General features: G+C 67.7%; 12 protein-coding genes. 7 read left to right on the forward strand and 5 right to left on the reverse strand.

From position 1 onward, the window contains the following. Positions 1 to 69 precede the first annotated feature (69 nt). Both gabD and HWX62_RS20560 read right to left on the reverse strand, forming a co-directional pair. Positions 70 to 1,539 (reverse strand): NADP-dependent succinate-semialdehyde dehydrogenase, encoded by a 1,470-nt coding sequence (gene gabD, locus HWX62_RS20555; protein ID WP_175932119.1) that lies wholly within the window; start codon positions 1,537 to 1,539, stop codon positions 70 to 72. 90 nt (positions 1,540 to 1,629) lie between these two features. Beyond that, positions 1,630 to 2,913, reverse strand: a complete 1,284-nt coding sequence (locus HWX62_RS20560) for a 4-aminobutyrate--2-oxoglutarate transaminase (RefSeq protein ID WP_175932118.1) — start codon at positions 2,911 to 2,913, stop codon at positions 1,630 to 1,632. A gap of 126 nt (positions 2,914 to 3,039) precedes the next feature. On the opposite strand from HWX62_RS20560, the gene HWX62_RS20565 reads away from it, so the two are divergent. After that, positions 3,040 to 4,548: a PLP-dependent aminotransferase family protein gene (locus HWX62_RS20565; RefSeq protein ID WP_175932117.1), complete on the forward strand. Its 1,509-nt coding sequence runs from the start codon at positions 3,040 to 3,042 to the stop codon at positions 4,546 to 4,548. A 160-nt stretch (positions 4,549 to 4,708) separates the two neighbouring features. On the opposite strand, the gene HWX62_RS20570 is transcribed toward HWX62_RS20565, so the two are convergent. After that, the gene (locus tag HWX62_RS20570; protein WP_175932116.1) at positions 4,709 to 5,545 is read right to left on the reverse strand and encodes a DMT family transporter; all 837 of its coding nucleotides are present in this window, start codon (positions 5,543 to 5,545) and stop codon (positions 4,709 to 4,711) included. A gap of 119 nt (positions 5,546 to 5,664) precedes the next feature. On the opposite strand from HWX62_RS20570, the gene selD reads away from it, so the two are divergent. The 3 genes from selD (at position 5,665) to HWX62_RS20585 (ending at position 8,715) form a co-directional block, all read left to right on the forward strand. After that, on the forward strand, positions 5,665 to 6,729 hold the full coding sequence (selD, locus tag HWX62_RS20575) for a selenide, water dikinase SelD (protein WP_175932115.1): 1,065 nt from the start codon (positions 5,665 to 5,667) through the stop codon (positions 6,727 to 6,729). An 81-nt stretch (positions 6,730 to 6,810) separates the two neighbouring features. Next, a complete protein-coding gene (locus tag HWX62_RS20580; protein WP_175932114.1) occupies positions 6,811 to 7,404 on the forward strand; it encodes a LysE family transporter in 594 nt (197 codons plus the stop codon). 231 nt (positions 7,405 to 7,635) lie between these two features. After that, positions 7,636 to 8,715 carry a purine nucleoside permease gene (locus HWX62_RS20585; protein ID WP_175932113.1) on the forward strand — a complete coding sequence of 360 codons (1,080 nt, stop codon included), beginning with the start codon at positions 7,636 to 7,638 and terminating at the stop codon, positions 8,713 to 8,715. Between the two features lie 224 nt (positions 8,716 to 8,939). Here the strand turns inward: HWX62_RS20585 and HWX62_RS20590 are convergent, their stop codons facing one another. Both HWX62_RS20590 and ceoR read right to left on the reverse strand, forming a co-directional pair. Then, the gene (locus tag HWX62_RS20590) at positions 8,940 to 9,233 is read right to left on the reverse strand and encodes a DUF4148 domain-containing protein (protein WP_175932112.1); all 294 of its coding nucleotides are present in this window, start codon (positions 9,231 to 9,233) and stop codon (positions 8,940 to 8,942) included. Positions 9,234 to 9,652: 419 nt separating this feature from the next. Continuing rightward, entirely contained in the window at positions 9,653 to 10,657 is a 1,005-nt protein-coding gene (gene ceoR / locus HWX62_RS20595) for a putative multidrug efflux transcriptional regulator CeoR (RefSeq protein WP_175932111.1), read from the reverse strand. A 174-nt stretch (positions 10,658 to 10,831) separates the two neighbouring features. Between ceoR and HWX62_RS20600 the strand changes: the two genes are divergently transcribed. The 3 genes from HWX62_RS20600 to ceoB are packed head-to-tail and all read left to right on the forward strand — an operon-like array spanning position 10,832 to position 16,188. Then, the gene (locus HWX62_RS20600; protein ID WP_006484499.1) at positions 10,832 to 11,692 is read left to right on the forward strand and encodes an alpha/beta hydrolase; all 861 of its coding nucleotides are present in this window, start codon (positions 10,832 to 10,834) and stop codon (positions 11,690 to 11,692) included. Positions 11,693 to 11,724: 32 nt separating this feature from the next. Continuing rightward, positions 11,725 to 12,942, forward strand: a complete 1,218-nt coding sequence (gene ceoA, locus HWX62_RS20605; protein WP_175932110.1) for a multidrug efflux RND transporter periplasmic adaptor subunit CeoA — start codon at positions 11,725 to 11,727, stop codon at positions 12,940 to 12,942. 45 nt (positions 12,943 to 12,987) lie between these two features. Continuing rightward, the gene (gene ceoB / locus HWX62_RS20610; protein ID WP_175932109.1) at positions 12,988 to 16,188 is read left to right on the forward strand and encodes a multidrug efflux RND transporter permease subunit CeoB; all 3,201 of its coding nucleotides are present in this window, start codon (positions 12,988 to 12,990) and stop codon (positions 16,186 to 16,188) included. Positions 16,189 to 16,196 lie beyond the last annotated feature (8 nt).

Consider the following 16,196-nt stretch of genomic DNA (forward strand, 5'->3'; position numbering starts at 1 on the left):
CGCGTCGGGCCGCCCGGTTCCGGCCGGGCGGCGAAGGCCTGTCGCCGGGAAGCGGCAGGCCACGAACCGTCAGACGGCGAGGCAGAGGTACTTGATCACGACGTAGTCGTCGATGCCGTAGTGCGAGCCTTCGCGGCCGAGGCCCGACTGCTTGACGCCGCCGAACGGCGCGACTTCGTTCGAGATCAGGCCCGTGTTCACGCCAACCATCCCGTATTCGAGCGCTTCGGCCACCTTCCACACGCGGCCGATGTCGCGGCTGTAGAAGTACGCGGCGAGGCCGAACTCGGTGTCGTTCGCGAGGCGGATCACTTCTTCGTCGCTGCCGAACTTGAACAGCGGCGCGAGCGGCCCGAACGTCTCTTCCTTCGCGACCTTCATCGCGGGCGTCACGCCCGTCAGCACGGTCGGCTCGAAGAAGCCGTGGCCGAGCGCATGGCGCTTGCCGCCCGTCACGACGGTCGCGCCCTTCGCGAGCGCGTCCTCGATGTGCGCCTCGACCTTCAGCACCGCGGCTTCGTTGATCAGCGGGCCTTGCGTGACGCCCGGCTCCGTGCCGCGGCCGACCTTCAACTGGCCGACGGCCGCCGCGAGCTTCTGCGCGAACTGGTCGTACACGGCTTCATGCACGTAGAAGCGGTTCGTGCACACGCACGTCTGGCCGCTGTTGCGGTACTTCGACGCGATCGCGCCCTGCACGGCCGCGTCGAGGTCCGCGTCGTCGAACACGATGAACGGCGCATTACCGCCCAGCTCCAGCGACACCTTCTTGACCGTCGCCGCGCATTGCGCCATCAGCAGGCGGCCGACCGGCGTCGAGCCCGTGAACGACAGCTTGCGCACGATCGGGTTCGACGTCAGCTCGCCGCCGATCGCCTTCGGGTCGCCCGTGACGACGCTGAACACGCCGGCCGGCACGCCCGCGCGCTCGGCCAGCACGGCCATCGCGAGCGCCGAGAACGGCGTCGCCTCGGCCGGCTTCACGACGATCGGGCAGCCTGCCGCGAGCGCCGGGCCGACCTTGCGCGTGATCATCGCCGCCGGGAAGTTCCACGGCGTGATCGCCGCGCACACGCCGATCGCTTCCTTCGTCACGACGATGCGCTTGTCGCTCGCCGGCGTCGGGATCGTGTCGCCGTACACGCGCTTGCCTTCTTCCGCGAACCACTCGAGGAACGACGCCGCATAGCCGATCTCGCCCTTCGCCTCGGCCAGCGACTTGCCCTGCTCGGTCGTCAGGATCAGCGCGAGGTCGTCGGCGTTCTCCATCATCAGGTCGTGCCACTTGCGCAGGATGACCGCACGTTCCTTCGCGGTCTTCTTGCGCCACGCCGGCCAGGCGGCGTTCGCGGCGTCGATCGCGTGACGCGTTTCCGCCGCGCCCATCGCAGGCACGGTGCCGAGCAGGCCACCGGTTGCCGGGTTGCGGACTTCGAACGTCTCGCCGTTCGTCGCGCCTTGCCATTCGCCGTTGACGTACGCGTGCTGGCGGAACAGCGACGGATCGTTCAGTGCCAGGGTTTCCTGAACAGTGCTCATGTGAATCACCTGCTTTGAAAAGGACGGATGAAAACGGCCGCCGCCGTCTTCACGACGGCGGCGGCGCATTCAGTTGAAGCGGACGGGCACTCAGGCCGGCACGCCGACCGTTTCCTTCAGAACGTCCTCGAGGATCGCGAGCGCTTCGTCGAACACGGCTTGCGGGATCGTCAGCGGGAACAGGAAGCGCACGACGTTCGAGTACACGCCGCACACGAGCAGCAGCAGGCCGCGCTCGAGCGCGCGCGTCTGCACGCGCTTCGTGAATTCGGCATCCGGCTCGCCCGAACCCGGCTTCAGGAATTCGACCGCGATCATCGCGCCCGGGCCGCGCACGTCGGCGATCTGCGGCACGTCGGCCTGCAGCGCGTTCAGCTTCGCCTTCAGCACGTCGCCGAGCTGCGTTGCGCGCTCGCACAGTTTCTCTTCGTCGATGATCTCGAGCACCGCGTGCGCCGACGCGACGGCCAGCGGGTTGCCCGCGTAGGTGCCGCCGAGGCCGCCGGGCGCGGCAGCGTCCATCACGTCCGCACGGCCGACGACGCCCGACAGCGGCATGCCGCCCGCGAGGCTCTTCGCCATCGTGATCAGGTCGGCCAGCACGTCGTAGTGCTGCATCGCGAACAGCTTGCCGGTGCGCGCGAAGCCCGTCTGCACTTCGTCGGCGATCAGCAGGATGCCGTGTTCGTTACAGATCTTGCGCAGCGCGCGCACGAACTCGGCCGGCGCCGGGTTGAAGCCGCCTTCGCCCTGGACCGGTTCGAAGATGATCGCGGCGACGCGCTTCGGATCGATGTCGGCCTTGAACAGCATCTCGATCGCCTTGATCGAGTCGGCCGTCGTCACGCCGTGCACGGCGTTCGGGTACGGCGCGTGGAACACGTCGCCCGGGAACGGGCCGAAGTTCAGTTTGTACGGGGCGACCTTGCCGGTCAGCGCCATGCCCATCATCGTGCGGCCGTGGAAGCCGCCCGAGAAGGCGATCACGCCCGGGCGGCCGGTGGCCGCGCGCGCGATCTTGATCGCGTTCTCGACGGCTTCGGCGCCGGTCGTGAAGAACGCGGTCTTCTTCGGGAAGTCGCCCGGCGCGCGTGCGTTGATTTTCTCTGCCAGTTCGACGTACGACGCGTACGGGACGATCTGGTAAGCGGTGTGCGTGAAGTTGTTCAGCTGGTCGGCGATCGCCTTGACGATCTTCGGGTGGCGGTGGCCCGTGTTCAGCACCGCGATGCCGGCGGCGAAATCGATGAAGCGGCGGCCTTCGACGTCCCACAGCTCCGCGTTCTCGGCGCGGGCTGCGTAGAAATCGCACATCACGCCGACGCCGCGCGGGGTGGCGGCGTTCTTGCGGGCCTGCAGGTCGGCATTCTTCACGGTCATCTCCTTGATGTTCTGTCCGGTAGGGTGAAAATCGGCCGCCTTGGCAGCCCATGGAGGCGACTATAATCACATTTGGCTCTGGCAATCAGAGCCATTTCAATAAATATTCAGGAGCCAATCATGCGCGCGAGCGTGTTGTCGGACTGGCTGGCGCAGCGCCTCGTGCGCGGCGGCGAACAGCCGATCTACCGGCAGCTTCACCGGCTGCTGCAACAGGCGATCCTGTCGCGCGAACTGCCGGCCGGCACGCGCGTGCCGTCGTCGCGGCTGCTGGCCGCGGAGCTCGGGATCGCGCGCAACACGGTCACGCAGGTGTACGAGCAGCTGGCGCTCGAAGGCTATGTGAACTCGGCCACCGGCCGCGGCACGTTCGTCGCCGACAGCGCGCCGGACGAGATCGTCGGCGCACCGCCCGACGCGGCGGCCGGCCCGGCCGTCGTGACGCCGTCCGCCCGGCGGCTGTCCGCGCGCGGCACGCGGCTCGTCGAAGGCGCCGGCGTGTCGAAGCGCCAGGGCGGCGCGTTCATGCCGGGCGTACCCGATGTGTCGCGATTTCCGGCGCGCGTGTGGACGCGGCTGCACAACAAGTACTGGCGGCGCCTGCGCCCGGACCTGCTGACCTACGCGCCCGGCGGCGGGCTCGCGCTGCTGCGCGAGGCGCTGGCCGACTACCTGCGCACGTCGCGCTCGGTGCGCTGCACGCCGGAGCAGATCGTGATCACGACCGGCATCCACCAGTCGATCGACCTCGCGGTGCGCTTGCTGACCGACCCGGGCGACGCGATCTGGACCGAGGACCCGTGCTATTGGGGCGTGCGCAGCGTGCTGAACGTGTCGGGGCTGACCACGCGGCCGATTCCGGTCGACGACGAAGGCATCGCGCCGTCGGCCGCCGATCTGGCCGAGCCGCCGAAGCTGATGCTCGTCACGCCGTCGCACCAGTATCCGCTCGGGATGGTGATGAGCCTCGCGCGGCGGCGGATGCTGCTCGAATACGCGCGCCAGCACGGCTGCTGGATCATCGAGGACGACTACGACAGCGAATTCCGCTACGGCAGCCGGCCGCTCGCGTCGCTGCAGGGTCTCGACACGGCCGGGCAGGTGATCTATGTCGGCAGTTTCGGCAAGACGCTGTTCCCGGGGCTGCGGGTCGGCTATCTGGTCGCGCCGGAGCCGCTCGCGGAGAGCTTCGCGACCGCGAGCGCCGAGCTGTATCGCGAAGGGCAGTTATTGCAGCAGGCCGTGCTCGCCGAATTCATCGCGGAAGGGCATTTCGTGTCGCATATCCGCAAGATGCGCACGCTGTACGGGCAACGCCGCGAGGTGCTGCTCGACGCGGTCGCGCGCCGCTACGGCGATACGCTGCACGCGCTCGGCAGCGACGCGGGGCTGCACCTCGTCACGCAATTGCCGCAGGGCGTCGACGATCGCGCGGTCGCGCAGGCCGCGCTGGCGCGCAACATCGTCGTGCGGCCGCTGTCCGGGTATTACGCGGATCGTGAGCGTGCCGCGTCGGGGTTGCTGCTCGGCTATGCGTGCGTGCCGGAAGACGAGATCGGGGCGGCGTTCGCGACGCTCGCCGAGGCGATCGACGAACGGGCGTTCGACCACGTCGCTGCGGCGGTGTGAGGCGGACGGGCAGTCGCGCCGCGGCCGAGCCGGATCGGTTTCTCCGCGGTGCGGACACGATGCGTGTGCCGCGACGCGCGAGGCGCGCGTCGATCGGCGGATGCATGCCGAGCCGGTTCGATGTGCGCGGCAGCGTCATCCAGGGCCGCTGGCTGGCTGTTCAGAGCCGGATCAACGCCGCGCCCGCGACCACCAGCGCACACGCGGCGAGCCGCTGCGCACCGGGCCGCTCGCGCATCACGAACCAGCCGATCGCGACCGCGAAGATCGAGCTCGTTTCGCGCAGCGCCGACACGGTTGCGACCGGCAGGTGCCGGTACGCGAGGATCACGATCCCGTACGCGGCGAGCGAGATCGTGCCGGCGATCGCGCCCTGCGTGAGCGCGGTGCGCGAACCGAGCACCGCACGCGGGCCGCCGCGCCATGTGCAGACGAGCACGAGCTGCGGCACGCTCCACAGCAAATACACCCACGCGATATAGCCGAGCGCGCTGCCGGACACGCGCGAGCCGATTCCGTCGCAGATCGAATACGACGCGATGAACACGCCGGTGAGCAGCGCGTACGGCACGCCTTCGCCGGAGAACCGGAAGCCGCGCCGCAGCGCGAGCGACATGATCCCGAACGACACGAGCGCGATGCCCGCGAAGCCGAGCGGCGTCGGCCGTTCGTGCAGCATCGCGAGCGCGAGCACCGATACGAGCAGCGGCGAGATCCCGCGCGCGATCGGATAGATCTGTCCGAATTCGCCGCTGCGGTACGCGCGCGCCAGCGTGAAGCAGTACGCGACCTCGAGCGCGGCGGACACGGCGACATACGGCCACGCGGCGGGTGCAGGCAAGGGCAGCAGCACGGCGCCGGCGATGCCGACCGCGAGATACGGCAGCGACATCGTGCCGAGCTGGACGAGGCGATCCTCGCTGACGTGGAGGAATGCATTCCAGATCGCGTGCAGCAGTGCGGAGCACAGTACGAGGGCGATGAAGACGTGATCCATCGTGGTGGAAGGTACGGGCGGCGGCGGGAGCAGGGCAGGCACCCTCGATTATGTGGGTATCGCGCGCGCTCGCACGGAATTGTCGATAATAGAACGTTGTTATTCACCGGATGCCGACGATGACCGAAGCCACCCAAGCCCAGCCTGCCGTTCCGCGCCTCACGAGCCTGTCGCACGGGGGCGGCTGCGGCTGCAAGATCGCGCCGGGCGTGCTGTCCGAACTGCTGAAGCGCGCGACGCCGCCTGCGTTGTTTCCCGATCTGCTGGTCGGCACCGAGACCTCCGACGACGCGGCCGTCTATCGGCTCAACGACGAGCAGGCGATCGTCGCGACCACCGATTTCTTCATGCCGATCGTCGACGATCCGTTCGACTTCGGCCGCATCGCGGCCACCAACGCGCTGTCCGACGTCTACGCAATGGGCGGCAAGCCGATCCTCGCGCTCGCGCTGGTCGGCATGCCGATCAACGTGCTGCCGCACGAGACGATCGCGGCCGTGCTGCGCGGCGGCGAATCGGTGTGCGCGGAGGCCGGCATTCCGGTCGCGGGCGGTCATTCGATCGATTCGGTCGAGCCGATCTACGGGCTCGCGGCGATCGGCGTCGTGCATCCGTCGCGCGTGAAGCGCAACGCGGCCGCGCGTGCGGGCGACGTACTCGTGCTCGGCAAGCCGCTCGGCGTCGGCGTGCTGTCGGCCGCGCTGAAGAAGAACCAGCTCGATGCCGACGGCTACGCGCAGATGGTCGCGACGACCACCAAGCTGAACCGGCCGGGCGCCGAGCTCGCCGCGCTGCCGGGCGTGCATGCGCTGACCGACGTCACGGGCTTCGGGCTGCTCGGCCATACGCTCGAACTGGCGCGCGGCGCGAACCTCACCGCACGCGTTCATTACGCGTCGCTGCCGTGGCTCGCGGGCGTCGAGGCGTTCGTCGCCGACGGCGTGTTCACCGGCGCATCGGGCCGCAACTGGGCCGCGTACGGTACCGACGTACGGCTCGCCGACGGGTTGCCGCCCGTCGCGCAGGCGCTGCTGACCGATCCGCAGACGTCGGGCGGGCTGCTGGTCGCGTGCGCGCCGGAAGCGGTCGACGACGTGCTCGCGTGTTTCCGCGCCGACGGTTTCGACCGTGCGGCCGTGATCGGCGAGATGGTGGACGGGCCCGCGCGCGTCGACGTCGCCTGACGCCGGATTCATCCACCGGATCGTGTCGGCGTCGCTGGAATCGATGTTTTCCATCGACGGTTTCGATGCCATCGACGACCGATGAACGACTTCCTGTTCGGGCTGATGATCGCGCTGTCGGTCGGGCCCGTCGCGCTGATGATCGCGAACTACGGCATGCGCGCCGGCACGGCGGCCGGCGTGCGCGCGGCGATCGGGGTGGCCGCCGCCGACGGCTGCTATGCGGTCGTCGCGTTCACGCTCGGCGCGATGCTCGCGGGCACGCTCGCGTCGCATCTGTCGCTGTTCCGCAGGGTCGGCGCACTCGTGTTGCTCGCGATGGGCGCGCGGATGCTGTGGCAGGCGCTGCGTGACCGGCGCCGCACGCTCGACGGCGACGTACCGACGCCGCCGGGCGAACGCCCGTTCATGTCGATGTTTTTCGTCACGCTCGCGAACCCGCTGACCATCCTGCTGTTCTACGGCTATGCAACGGCTGCCGCCGGTGCGCACCGGCACTGGCTGCTCGGCGCCGCGTGCGTGTTCGCGGGCAGCCTCGCGGGGCAGCTCGTGTTCGCGTTCGGCGGCAATGCGATCGGACGCTTCGTGAAGTCGCCGGGGTGGCTCGCCGCGAGCCATGCGGTCGCCGCCCTCGTCGTGCTCGGTTACGGCGTCGCGGGGCTGATGCGCATGTAGCGCGGCGAGGCGTGGCCGACGTCGCATGCGTCGGCGAACCCGATAGTATTCCTGATGTTTTCAACGCCGCGACGAACGCGCGATCGTCCGTCACGGGGCACGCATCCGTTCGCACGAAGCACCGCCCGCTTTTTTTGTACTCGGGTTCCCCATCGCGCACGCCCGTTCTATACTCGTCGCGCAGTCTCCGAGAGCCGTTCTCACCCAACATCACTGAAACAAGGAACGCCGATGCTGACTCGCTCCATTCTTTCCGCTGCTGCTTTCTCGCTCGCAGCCTGCGCGACCGCGCCGTCGATCGCGCAGGACAACCAGGGCAACAACGCGGGCAACGCTGCATTTGCCGAGACCGGCGCACAGGGCCGCCCGGTCAAGGTCATGATCATCACGATGTTCGGGCCGGAAGGCCAGGCGTGGCTCGACCGGCTCGGCCCGTGGCGCGACATCACCGTGCCGGGCCTGTCGCCCGACTATCCGGCCGTCCACTGCAACAAGCAGGACGTGTGCGTGGTCACGACCGGCATGGGTTATGCGAACGCGTCGGCGACGATCATGGCGCTCACGTTCTCGCCGCGCTTCGATCTGCGCCGCACGTATTTCCTGGTCTCGGGTATCGCCGGCGTCGACCCCGCACAGGGCACGGTCGGATCGGCCGCATGGTCGAAATACCTCGTCGATTTCAGCCTGCAGTGGGAACTCGATGCACGCGAGATCCCGGCCGGCTGGAACACCGGCTATCTCGGCATCAACACGAAGAGCCCGAACGACAAGCCGCCGCTCGACTATCGCACCGAAGTGTTCCAGCTCAACCCGCAGCTGACCGACGCCGCCTACGCGCTGTCGCGCAACGTCGTGCTCGCCGACAGCGCACAGGCGCAGGCCGCGCGCGCGAAGTTCACGTATGCGCCGGCGAACCGGCCGCCGACGGTGATCCAGTGCGATACGTCGTCGGGCAACACGTGGTTCTCGGGCACGCTGATCGGCGAGCGCGCGCGCCAGTGGACCAAGATCCTGACGGACGGCAAGGGCACCTACTGCATGACCGCGCAGGAAGACAACGCGACGTACGAAGCGCTCAAGCGCGCGGCGAGCGTGAAGCGGGTCGACCTGTCGCGCGTGGCCGTGCTGCGTACGGGGTCCGATTTCGACCGGCCGTACGCGGGGCAGACGAGCGCCGACAACCTGCTGAACTACGCGGATCAGGGCGGCTTCGCCCCGGCGACCGAAAACCTGTACCGCGCGGGCAATCCGCTGGTGCAGGACATCGTCACGCACTGGGGCGAATGGCGCGACGGGGTGCCGCGCCGTTGATGACCGCAGGACGGTATCGGCGACACGGTGCCCGGCGCATCAATGCGATTGCGGCGCCGAGCGGAACGGCGTCCAGACCGGCGTCGTGTCGTCCCAGTGATCGAGCGGCGAAGGAAGTTGATCGTTCATCATGTGCTCCTGCAACTAACTGACTCAGCAAGTCGTTCGACAAGGTGGTTCGCGACGCCGCGCACCGGGCAACCCCGCTGCGCGGCGTCGCGCGTTTACCGGCCTCCGCCGGCGAGCTGATTGCTTTCCGGCATCGGGCGATACGGGCCTTGGGCGAGTTCGAGCCCTTGCGGATACGACGTCGCCTTGCGCAGGTACGCGAGCGTGCCGTCCTTGCGTGCCTGCTCGACTTCCGCGCGCACTTCGGCGCGTGTACGCGGGCCGTTGTGCTGCGCGTACCACGACGTGTTGCCGTAGTCGCCGGCGTGCGGCGTACCCGAATCGGCGAAGGCCGGTGCGGACACGGCAAGTGCGAGAGCAAGGGCCGAGAGAAGATGGCGGCGGTTCATGGCGTGACTCCTGGAGATGTCGGAGCGGGCGCCTGAGCGCTGACTCCGGTCCCGCGAGGCGGGATCTGTTCGATGCGCAACGAGGTGCGCGACAGGGTTTACTCTAGGTATCCGTTCCGTCGCGATAAATGCGGCAGACGCGAATTGAATTGTCGTGTCAGTGGAACAATCGCCATCCGCACGGTCGGCAGGGTTATGTCGACATGGCCGGCAGCCCCGTGGCACGGGCGTCGCGGCGTCGCGGCGACGATGCGCAACGACGCACGCGTGCCGATTGCAGCGGGCTGCGCAAAGGTTTACTGCGGATTCGGGAAGGATGGGGTGTTGCGCGTGAAGGTCGCGCGAGGCGGCGCCCAGACGGCGCCAGGGGGATGACGCGCGGGCGCCATGGCCCGCGCGTGCAGGTCAGACGATTGCGCTTACGCCACCCACTCGTTGATGACCGGCGTATCGAGCGCCGGTGCGCGCTCGGCTTCCTCGAACGTGCGCTTGCTGCACGTCGCGTCGAGGCTGCCCTTGCCGCTCAGCAGCGGGCAACGGTCGAACACTTCGGCGATCCAGTCGACGAACACGCGTACCTTCGGCGACAGATGGCGGCTGTGCGGATACACGACCGAGATCGGCATCGGCAGCGGCTTGACGCCGGGCAGCACTTCCTTGAGCCGGCCTTCGCGCAGGTGCGGCAGCACCATGAACAGCGGCGGCTGGATCAGGCCGAAGCCTTCGATCCCGCAGGTGACGTACGCATCCGCGTCGTTCACCGACACGATGCCCTCCATCTTCATCTCGACTTCCTTGCCGTCGATCAGGAACGTCCAGTCGATCGTGCGGCCCGTGCGGCTCGAGAAGTAGTTGACGGCCTTGTGCTGGCTCAGGTCGTCGATCGTCTGCGGCTCGCCATGGCGCTCGAGGTAGTCGGGCGACGCGACCGTCACGCATTCGAACAGGCCGACGCGGCGTGCGACGAGCGACGAGTCCTGCAGCGCACCGACGCGGATCACGCAGTCGACGCCTTCCTGCAGCAGGTCGACCGGCCGGTCCGAGAGGCCGAGCTGCAGGTCGATGTCCGGATAGCGCGTATGGAATTCGCACAGCGACGGAATCACGAGCAGCCGCCCGATCGAACCCGGCATGTCGATACGCAACTTTCCGTGCGGTTTCCGGTTGTTGGCCTGGAAGCTTGCTTCGGTTTCCTCGACGTCCGCGAGGATTCGCACGCATCGTTCGTAGTACGCGGCGCCGTCCGGCGTGAGCGAGAGCCGGCGCGTGGTCCGGTGCATCAGCCGCACGCCGAGGAACGCTTCGAGATTCTGGATGATCGTCGTGACGGACGCTCGCGGCAAGCCGAGCGTTTCTGCTGCCTTGGTGAAGCTGCTTGTATCGACGACGCGAGTAAATACCTGCATGGCCTGAAGCCGGTCCATCACAACCTCCGCAATTTAATTTGCCGCCGGAACAAGAAGGCTGCGCTACCTCGTGGGTAAACGCAGCCTCGGATTGTTCGGGGGCGTTGAATTGTGTTGCCGGATTATAGGCATTTATCCCAATGTCTGCCGGACTCAGAATTCGTTCCATCTCGAAATGGATGCTGCATCGTCATGGACGCTTCTGAATTCAGCAAATTCCTGAAAGCCGCGCTGCCCGCGCAAGCCATAGCGGGCGCGGCGCTGACGGTTGCCGAAGTGGAAATCCCCGGCTACGCACAGGACATCGTGCTGCGTCTCTACCGCCGCCCCGACAAGACCGGGTTGCCAGTAGTGCTTTATTTCCACGGCGGCGGCTTCGTCCGCGGTTCGCTCGAAGACGCGGATTTCGCCGCGCGCTTTTTAGCAGAACGCTTACCAGCTCTCGTAGTGTCGGTCGATTATTCGCTCGCGCCGGCCTTTCCATTTCCGGCTGCGCCGGAGGATGCGTATCGCGCCGCCGTGTGGGCCGCGACGCGCGCCCGCGCGTTCGGCGGCAACCCGAAGAAGATCGGGGTCGCGGGGCATGACGCGGGCGGCCAGCTCGCGAACTGCCTCGCCTTCATCGCACGCGACCGCGGTGAAGTGTCGATCGCCGCGCAGGCGCTGTTCGGGCCGATGCTCGACCCGAGCATGACGCGCATCGGCGACGCCGAGCGCCTCGCGTCCGACATCACCGCGCGCGAATGCGCGGCCTGCTATCGCGCGTACCTGCCGCAGGCGGCGCAGCGCATGCACCCGTACGCGGCGCCGATCGAATCGGTGCGCCTCGCGGGGCTGCCGCCGACGCTCGTCGTCACCGCGCAGAACGACGTACTGCACGTCGAAGCGGAAAACTATGCGGGCTGCCTGATCTCGTCGGGCGTGCTCACGCAGGTGATCCGCTATCCGGACATCACGCACGCCGCGCTCGCCACGCACGAAGCCGCGTTCGAGGAAGCCGTGCGCTTCTTCCAGTGCCGCTTCCAGGCCCGCCAACCGAACCGTCCCGAATAACCAGAACCAATCCACGCTTACTGGAGATCCACATGGCCATCCTACGCACCTCCCGCTCCCGAATCGCGACCGCGGCGATCGTGACGCTCGCCGTCGTCGGCCTCGGCACGTTCGGCGCGATGCGCGTGAACGCGAATGCGCCCGAGAAGGCGGCCGCGCCGCTGCCCGAAGTCGATGTCGCGACCGTCGTGCCGCAGACCGTGACCGACTGGCAAAGCTATTCGGGCCGCCTCGAGGCGGTCGAGAAAGTCGACGTGCGCCCGCAGGTGTCGGGCACGATCGTCGCGGTGAACTTCAAGGACGGCGCGCTCGTGAAGAAGGGCGACGTGCTGTTCGTGATCGATCCGCGCCCGTACCAGGCGGAAGTCGACCGCGCGGCCGCGCAGCTCGCGGCCGCACAGGCCCGCAACGGCTACGCGCAGAGCGACTGGCAGCGCGCGCAGCGGCTGATCGGCGACAACGCGATCGCGAAGCGCGACTACGACGAGAAGCAGAACGCGGCACGCGAAGCGAGCGCGAACCTGAAGGCCGCCGAAGCCGCGCTGGAGACGGCGCGCATCAACCTCGGCTATACGCGCATCACGGCGCCGGTGTCGGGCCGCGTGTCACGCGCGGAAATCACGCTCGGCAACGTCGTGTCGGCCGGCGCATCGGCCGCGCCGCTGACGACGCTGGTGTCGGTGTCGCCGATCTACGCGTCGTTCGACGCGGACGAGCAGACCTACCTGCAATACATCAACGGCGCGCGCAACGGCCGCAAGGTGCCGGTCGAGCTCGGCCTCGCGAACGAAACCGGCTACTCGCGCAGCGGCGAGATCGACTCGGTCGACAACCGGCTCGACACGTCGTCGGGCACGATCCGCGTGCGCGCACGCTTCGACAACGCGGACGGCACGCTCGTCCCGGGCCTGTACGCACGGGTGAAGGTGGGCGGCAGCGCGCCGCACGAGGCGCTGCTCGTCGACGACGCGGCGATCAACACCGACCAGGACAAGAAGTTCGTGTTCGTCGTCGATCAGCAGGGCCGCGTGTCGTACCGCGAAGTGCAGCCGGGGATGCAGCACGGCAACCGGCGCGTGATCGTGAGCGGGCTGTCGGCCGGCGACCGCGTGGTCGTGAACGGCACGCAGCGCGTGCGCCCCGGCGAGCAGGTGAAGCCGCACATGGTCCCGATGACGGGCGGCGACGAGCCGTCCGCGCCGCTCGCGGGCACCGCGAAGCCGGCCGCACCGGCGAAGGCGGATTCGTAAGCGGCGCGCCGCTTCGCATCCGCGTTCAACCAGACAGAGCAACCCATGAACATTTCCAAATTCTTTATCGACCGGCCGATCTTCGCAGGAGTCCTATCGGTGATCATCCTGCTCGGTGGGGTGATCGCGATGTTCCTGCTGCCGATTTCGGAATATCCGGAAGTCGTGCCGCCTTCCGTGATCGTGAAGGCGCAGTACCCGGGCGCGAACCCGAAAGTGATCGCCGAGACGGTCGCGTCGCCGCTGGAAGAGCAGATCAACGGCGTCGAGGACATGCTCTACATGCAGTCGCAGGCGAACAGCGACGGCAACATGACGATCACCGTCACGTTCAAGCTCGGCACCGACCCGGACAAGGCCACGCAGCTCGTGCAGAACCGCGTGAACCAGGCGCTGCCGCGCTTGCCGGAAGACGTGCAGCGGCTCGGCATCACCACGGTGAAGAGCTCGCCGACGCTGACGATGGTGGTCCACCTGATCTCGCCGGACAACCGCTACGACATGACCTACCTGCGCAACTACGCGCTGATCAACGTGAAGGACCGCCTGTCGCGGATCCAGGGCGTCGGCCAGGTGCAGCTGTGGGGTTCGGGCGACTACGCGATGCGCGTGTGGCTCGATCCGCAGAAGGTCGCGCAGCGCGGGCTGTCGGCCGAGGACGTCGTGCAGGCGATCCGCGAGCAGAACGTGCAGGTCGCGGCCGGCGTGATCGGCGCGTCGCCGTCGCTGCCGGGCACGCCGCTGCAGTTGTCGGTGAACGCGCGCGGGCGTCTGCAGACGGAAGACGAATTCGGCGACATCGTCGTGAAGACGACGCCGGACGGCGGCGTCACGCACCTGCGCGACATCGCGCGGATCGAACTCGACGCGTCCGAATACGGGCTGCGCTCGCTGCTCGACAACAAGCCGGCCGTCGCGATGGCGATCAACCAGTCGCCGGGTGCGAACTCGCTGCAGATCTCGGACGAAGTGCGCAAGACGATGGCCGAGCTGAAGCAGGACATGCCGGCGGGCGTCGACTACAGGATCGTCTATGACCCGACGCAGTTCGTGCGCTCGTCGATCAAGGCCGTCGTGCACACGCTGCTCGAAGCGATCGCGCTGGTCGTGATCGTCGTGATCGTGTTCCTGCAGACCTGGCGCGCGTCGCTGATTCCGCTGATCGCGGTGCCGGTGTCGATCATCGGCACGTTCTCGCTGCTGCTGGCGTTCGGCTATTCGATCAACGCGTTGTCGCTGTTCGGGATGGTGCTCGCGATCGGGATCGTGGTCGACGATGCGATCGTCGTCGTCGAGAACGTCGAGCGCAACATCGAGAACGGGATGAACGCACGGCAGGCGACCTACAAGGCGATGCAGGAAGTGAGCGGGCCGATCATCGCGATCGCGCTGACGCTCGTCGCCGTGTTCGTGCCGCTCGCATTCATGTCGGGCCTGACCGGCCAGTTCTACAAGCAGTTCGCGATGACCATCGCGATCTCGACGGTGATCTCGGCGTTCAACTCGCTGACGCTGTCGCCGGCGCTGTCCGCGATCCTGCTGAAGGGCCATGGCGACAAGGAAGACTGGCTCACGCGCGTGATGAACCGCGTACTCGGCGGTTTCTTCCGCGGCTTCAACAAGGTGTTCCATCGCGGTGCGGAGAACTACGGCCGCGGCGTGCGCGGCGTGCTGTCGCGCAAGACGCTGATGCTTGGCGTGTACCTCGTGCTGGTCGGCGCGACCGTGCTCGTGTCGAAGATCGTGCCGGGCGGCTTCGTGCCCGCGCAGGACAAGGAATACCTGATCGCGTTCGCGCAGTTGCCCAACGGTGCATCGCTCGACCGCACCGAGAAGGTGATTCGCGACATGGGTTCGATCGCGCTGAAGCAGCCGGGCGTCGAGAGCGCCGTCGCGTTCCCGGGGCTGTCGGTGAACGGCTTCACGAACAGCTCGAGCGCAGGCATCGTGTTCGTCACGCTCAAGCCGTTCGCGGAGCGGCATGGCAAGGCGCTGTCGGCCGGTGCGATCGCCGGTGCGCTGAACCAGAAGTACGGCGCGATCAAGGATTCGTTCGTCGCGGTGTTCCCGCCGCCGCCGGTGCTCGGCCTCGGTACGCTCGGCGGGTTCAAGATGCAGATCGAGGATCGCGGCGCGGTCGGCTACGCGAAGCTGTCGGATGCGACCAACGACTTCATCAAGCGCGCGCAGCAGGCGCCGGAACTCGGCCCGCTGTTCACCAGCTACCAGATCAACGTGCCGCAGCTGAACGTCGATCTCGACCGCGTGAAGGCGAAGCAGCTCGGCGTGCCGGTGACCGACGTGTTCAACACGATGCAGGTGTATCTCGGCTCGCTGTACGTGAACGACTTCAACCGCTTCGGGCGCGTGTACCAGGTGCGCGTGCAGGCCGATGCGCCGTTCCGCCAGCGCGCGGACGACATCCTGCAACTGAAGACCCGCAACGACAAGGGCGAAATGGTGCCGCTGTCGTCGCTGGTGACGGTGACGCCGACGTTCGGCCCCGAAATGGTCGTGCGCTACAACGGCTACACGGCAGCCGACATCAACGGCGGCCCGGCGCCCGGCTTCTCGTCGGGGCAGGCGCAGGCCGCGGTCGAGCGCATCGCGCACGAGACGCTGCCGCGCGGCGTGCGCTTCGAATGGACCGACCTCACGTACCAGCAGATCCTCGCGGGCGATTCGGCGATGTGGGTGTTCCCGATCAGCGTGCTGCTCGTGTTCCTCGTGCTCGCCGCGTTGTATGAAAGCCTGACGCTGCCGTTGGCGGTGATCCTGATCGTGCCGATGAGCATCCTGTCGGCGCTGACGGGCGTGTGGCTCACGCAGGGCGACAACAACATCTTCACGCAGATCGGCCTGATGGTGCTGGTGGGGCTGTCGGCGAAGAACGCGATCCTGATCGTCGAATTCGCGCGCGAGCTCGAACACGACGGCAGGACGCCGCTCGAGGCCGCGATCGAGGCGAGCCGGCTGCGGCTGCGTCCGATCCTGATGACGTCGATCGCCTTCATCATGGGCGTGGTGCCGCTCGTCACGTCGACCGGCGCCGGTTCGGAAATGCGCCATGCGATGGGTGTCGCGGTGTTCTTCGGGATGCTCGGCGTGACGCTGTTCGGGCTGATGCTGACGCCGGTGTTCTACGTCGTGCTGCGCACGCTCGCGGGCGGCAAGATCCACGTCGCCGGCAAGGACTCGGCAGGCTATGGTGTGCCGGCTCCGGGCGTGCCGGCATCGGATGCTTGAGGACAACA

Origin of the sequence: Burkholderia sp. BCC0506 (assembly GCF_902833145.1) — a bacterium.
Taxonomy (GTDB): Bacteria; Pseudomonadota; Gammaproteobacteria; order Burkholderiales; family Burkholderiaceae; genus Burkholderia.

Bases quoted from the DNA above. Each gene is read 5' to 3' on its own strand.
- HWX62_RS20590 (WP_175932112.1), bottom strand. From the start codon at position 9,233: ATGAACCGCCGCCATCTTCTCTCGGCCCTTGCTCTCGCACTTGCCGTG.
- HWX62_RS20565 (WP_175932117.1), top strand. From the start codon at position 3,040: ATGCGCGCGAGCGTGTTGTCGGACTGGCTGGCGCAGCGCCTCGTGCGC.
- ceoR (WP_175932111.1), bottom strand. From the start codon at position 10,657: ATGGACCGGCTTCAGGCCATGCAGGTATTTACTCGCGTCGTCGATACA.
- HWX62_RS20570 (WP_175932116.1), bottom strand. From the start codon at position 5,545: ATGGATCACGTCTTCATCGCCCTCGTACTGTGCTCCGCACTGCTGCAC.
- ceoB (WP_175932109.1), top strand. From the start codon at position 12,988: ATGAACATTTCCAAATTCTTTATCGACCGGCCGATCTTCGCAGGAGTC.
- gabD (WP_175932119.1), bottom strand. From the start codon at position 1,539: ATGAGCACTGTTCAGGAAACCCTGGCACTGAACGATCCGTCGCTGTTC.
- ceoA (WP_175932110.1), top strand. From the start codon at position 11,725: ATGGCCATCCTACGCACCTCCCGCTCCCGAATCGCGACCGCGGCGATC.
- selD (WP_175932115.1), top strand. From the start codon at position 5,665: ATGACCGAAGCCACCCAAGCCCAGCCTGCCGTTCCGCGCCTCACGAGC.
- HWX62_RS20600 (WP_006484499.1), top strand. From the start codon at position 10,832: ATGGACGCTTCTGAATTCAGCAAATTCCTGAAAGCCGCGCTGCCCGCG.
- HWX62_RS20585 (WP_175932113.1), top strand. From the start codon at position 7,636: ATGCTGACTCGCTCCATTCTTTCCGCTGCTGCTTTCTCGCTCGCAGCC.
- HWX62_RS20580 (WP_175932114.1), top strand. From the start codon at position 6,811: ATGAACGACTTCCTGTTCGGGCTGATGATCGCGCTGTCGGTCGGGCCC.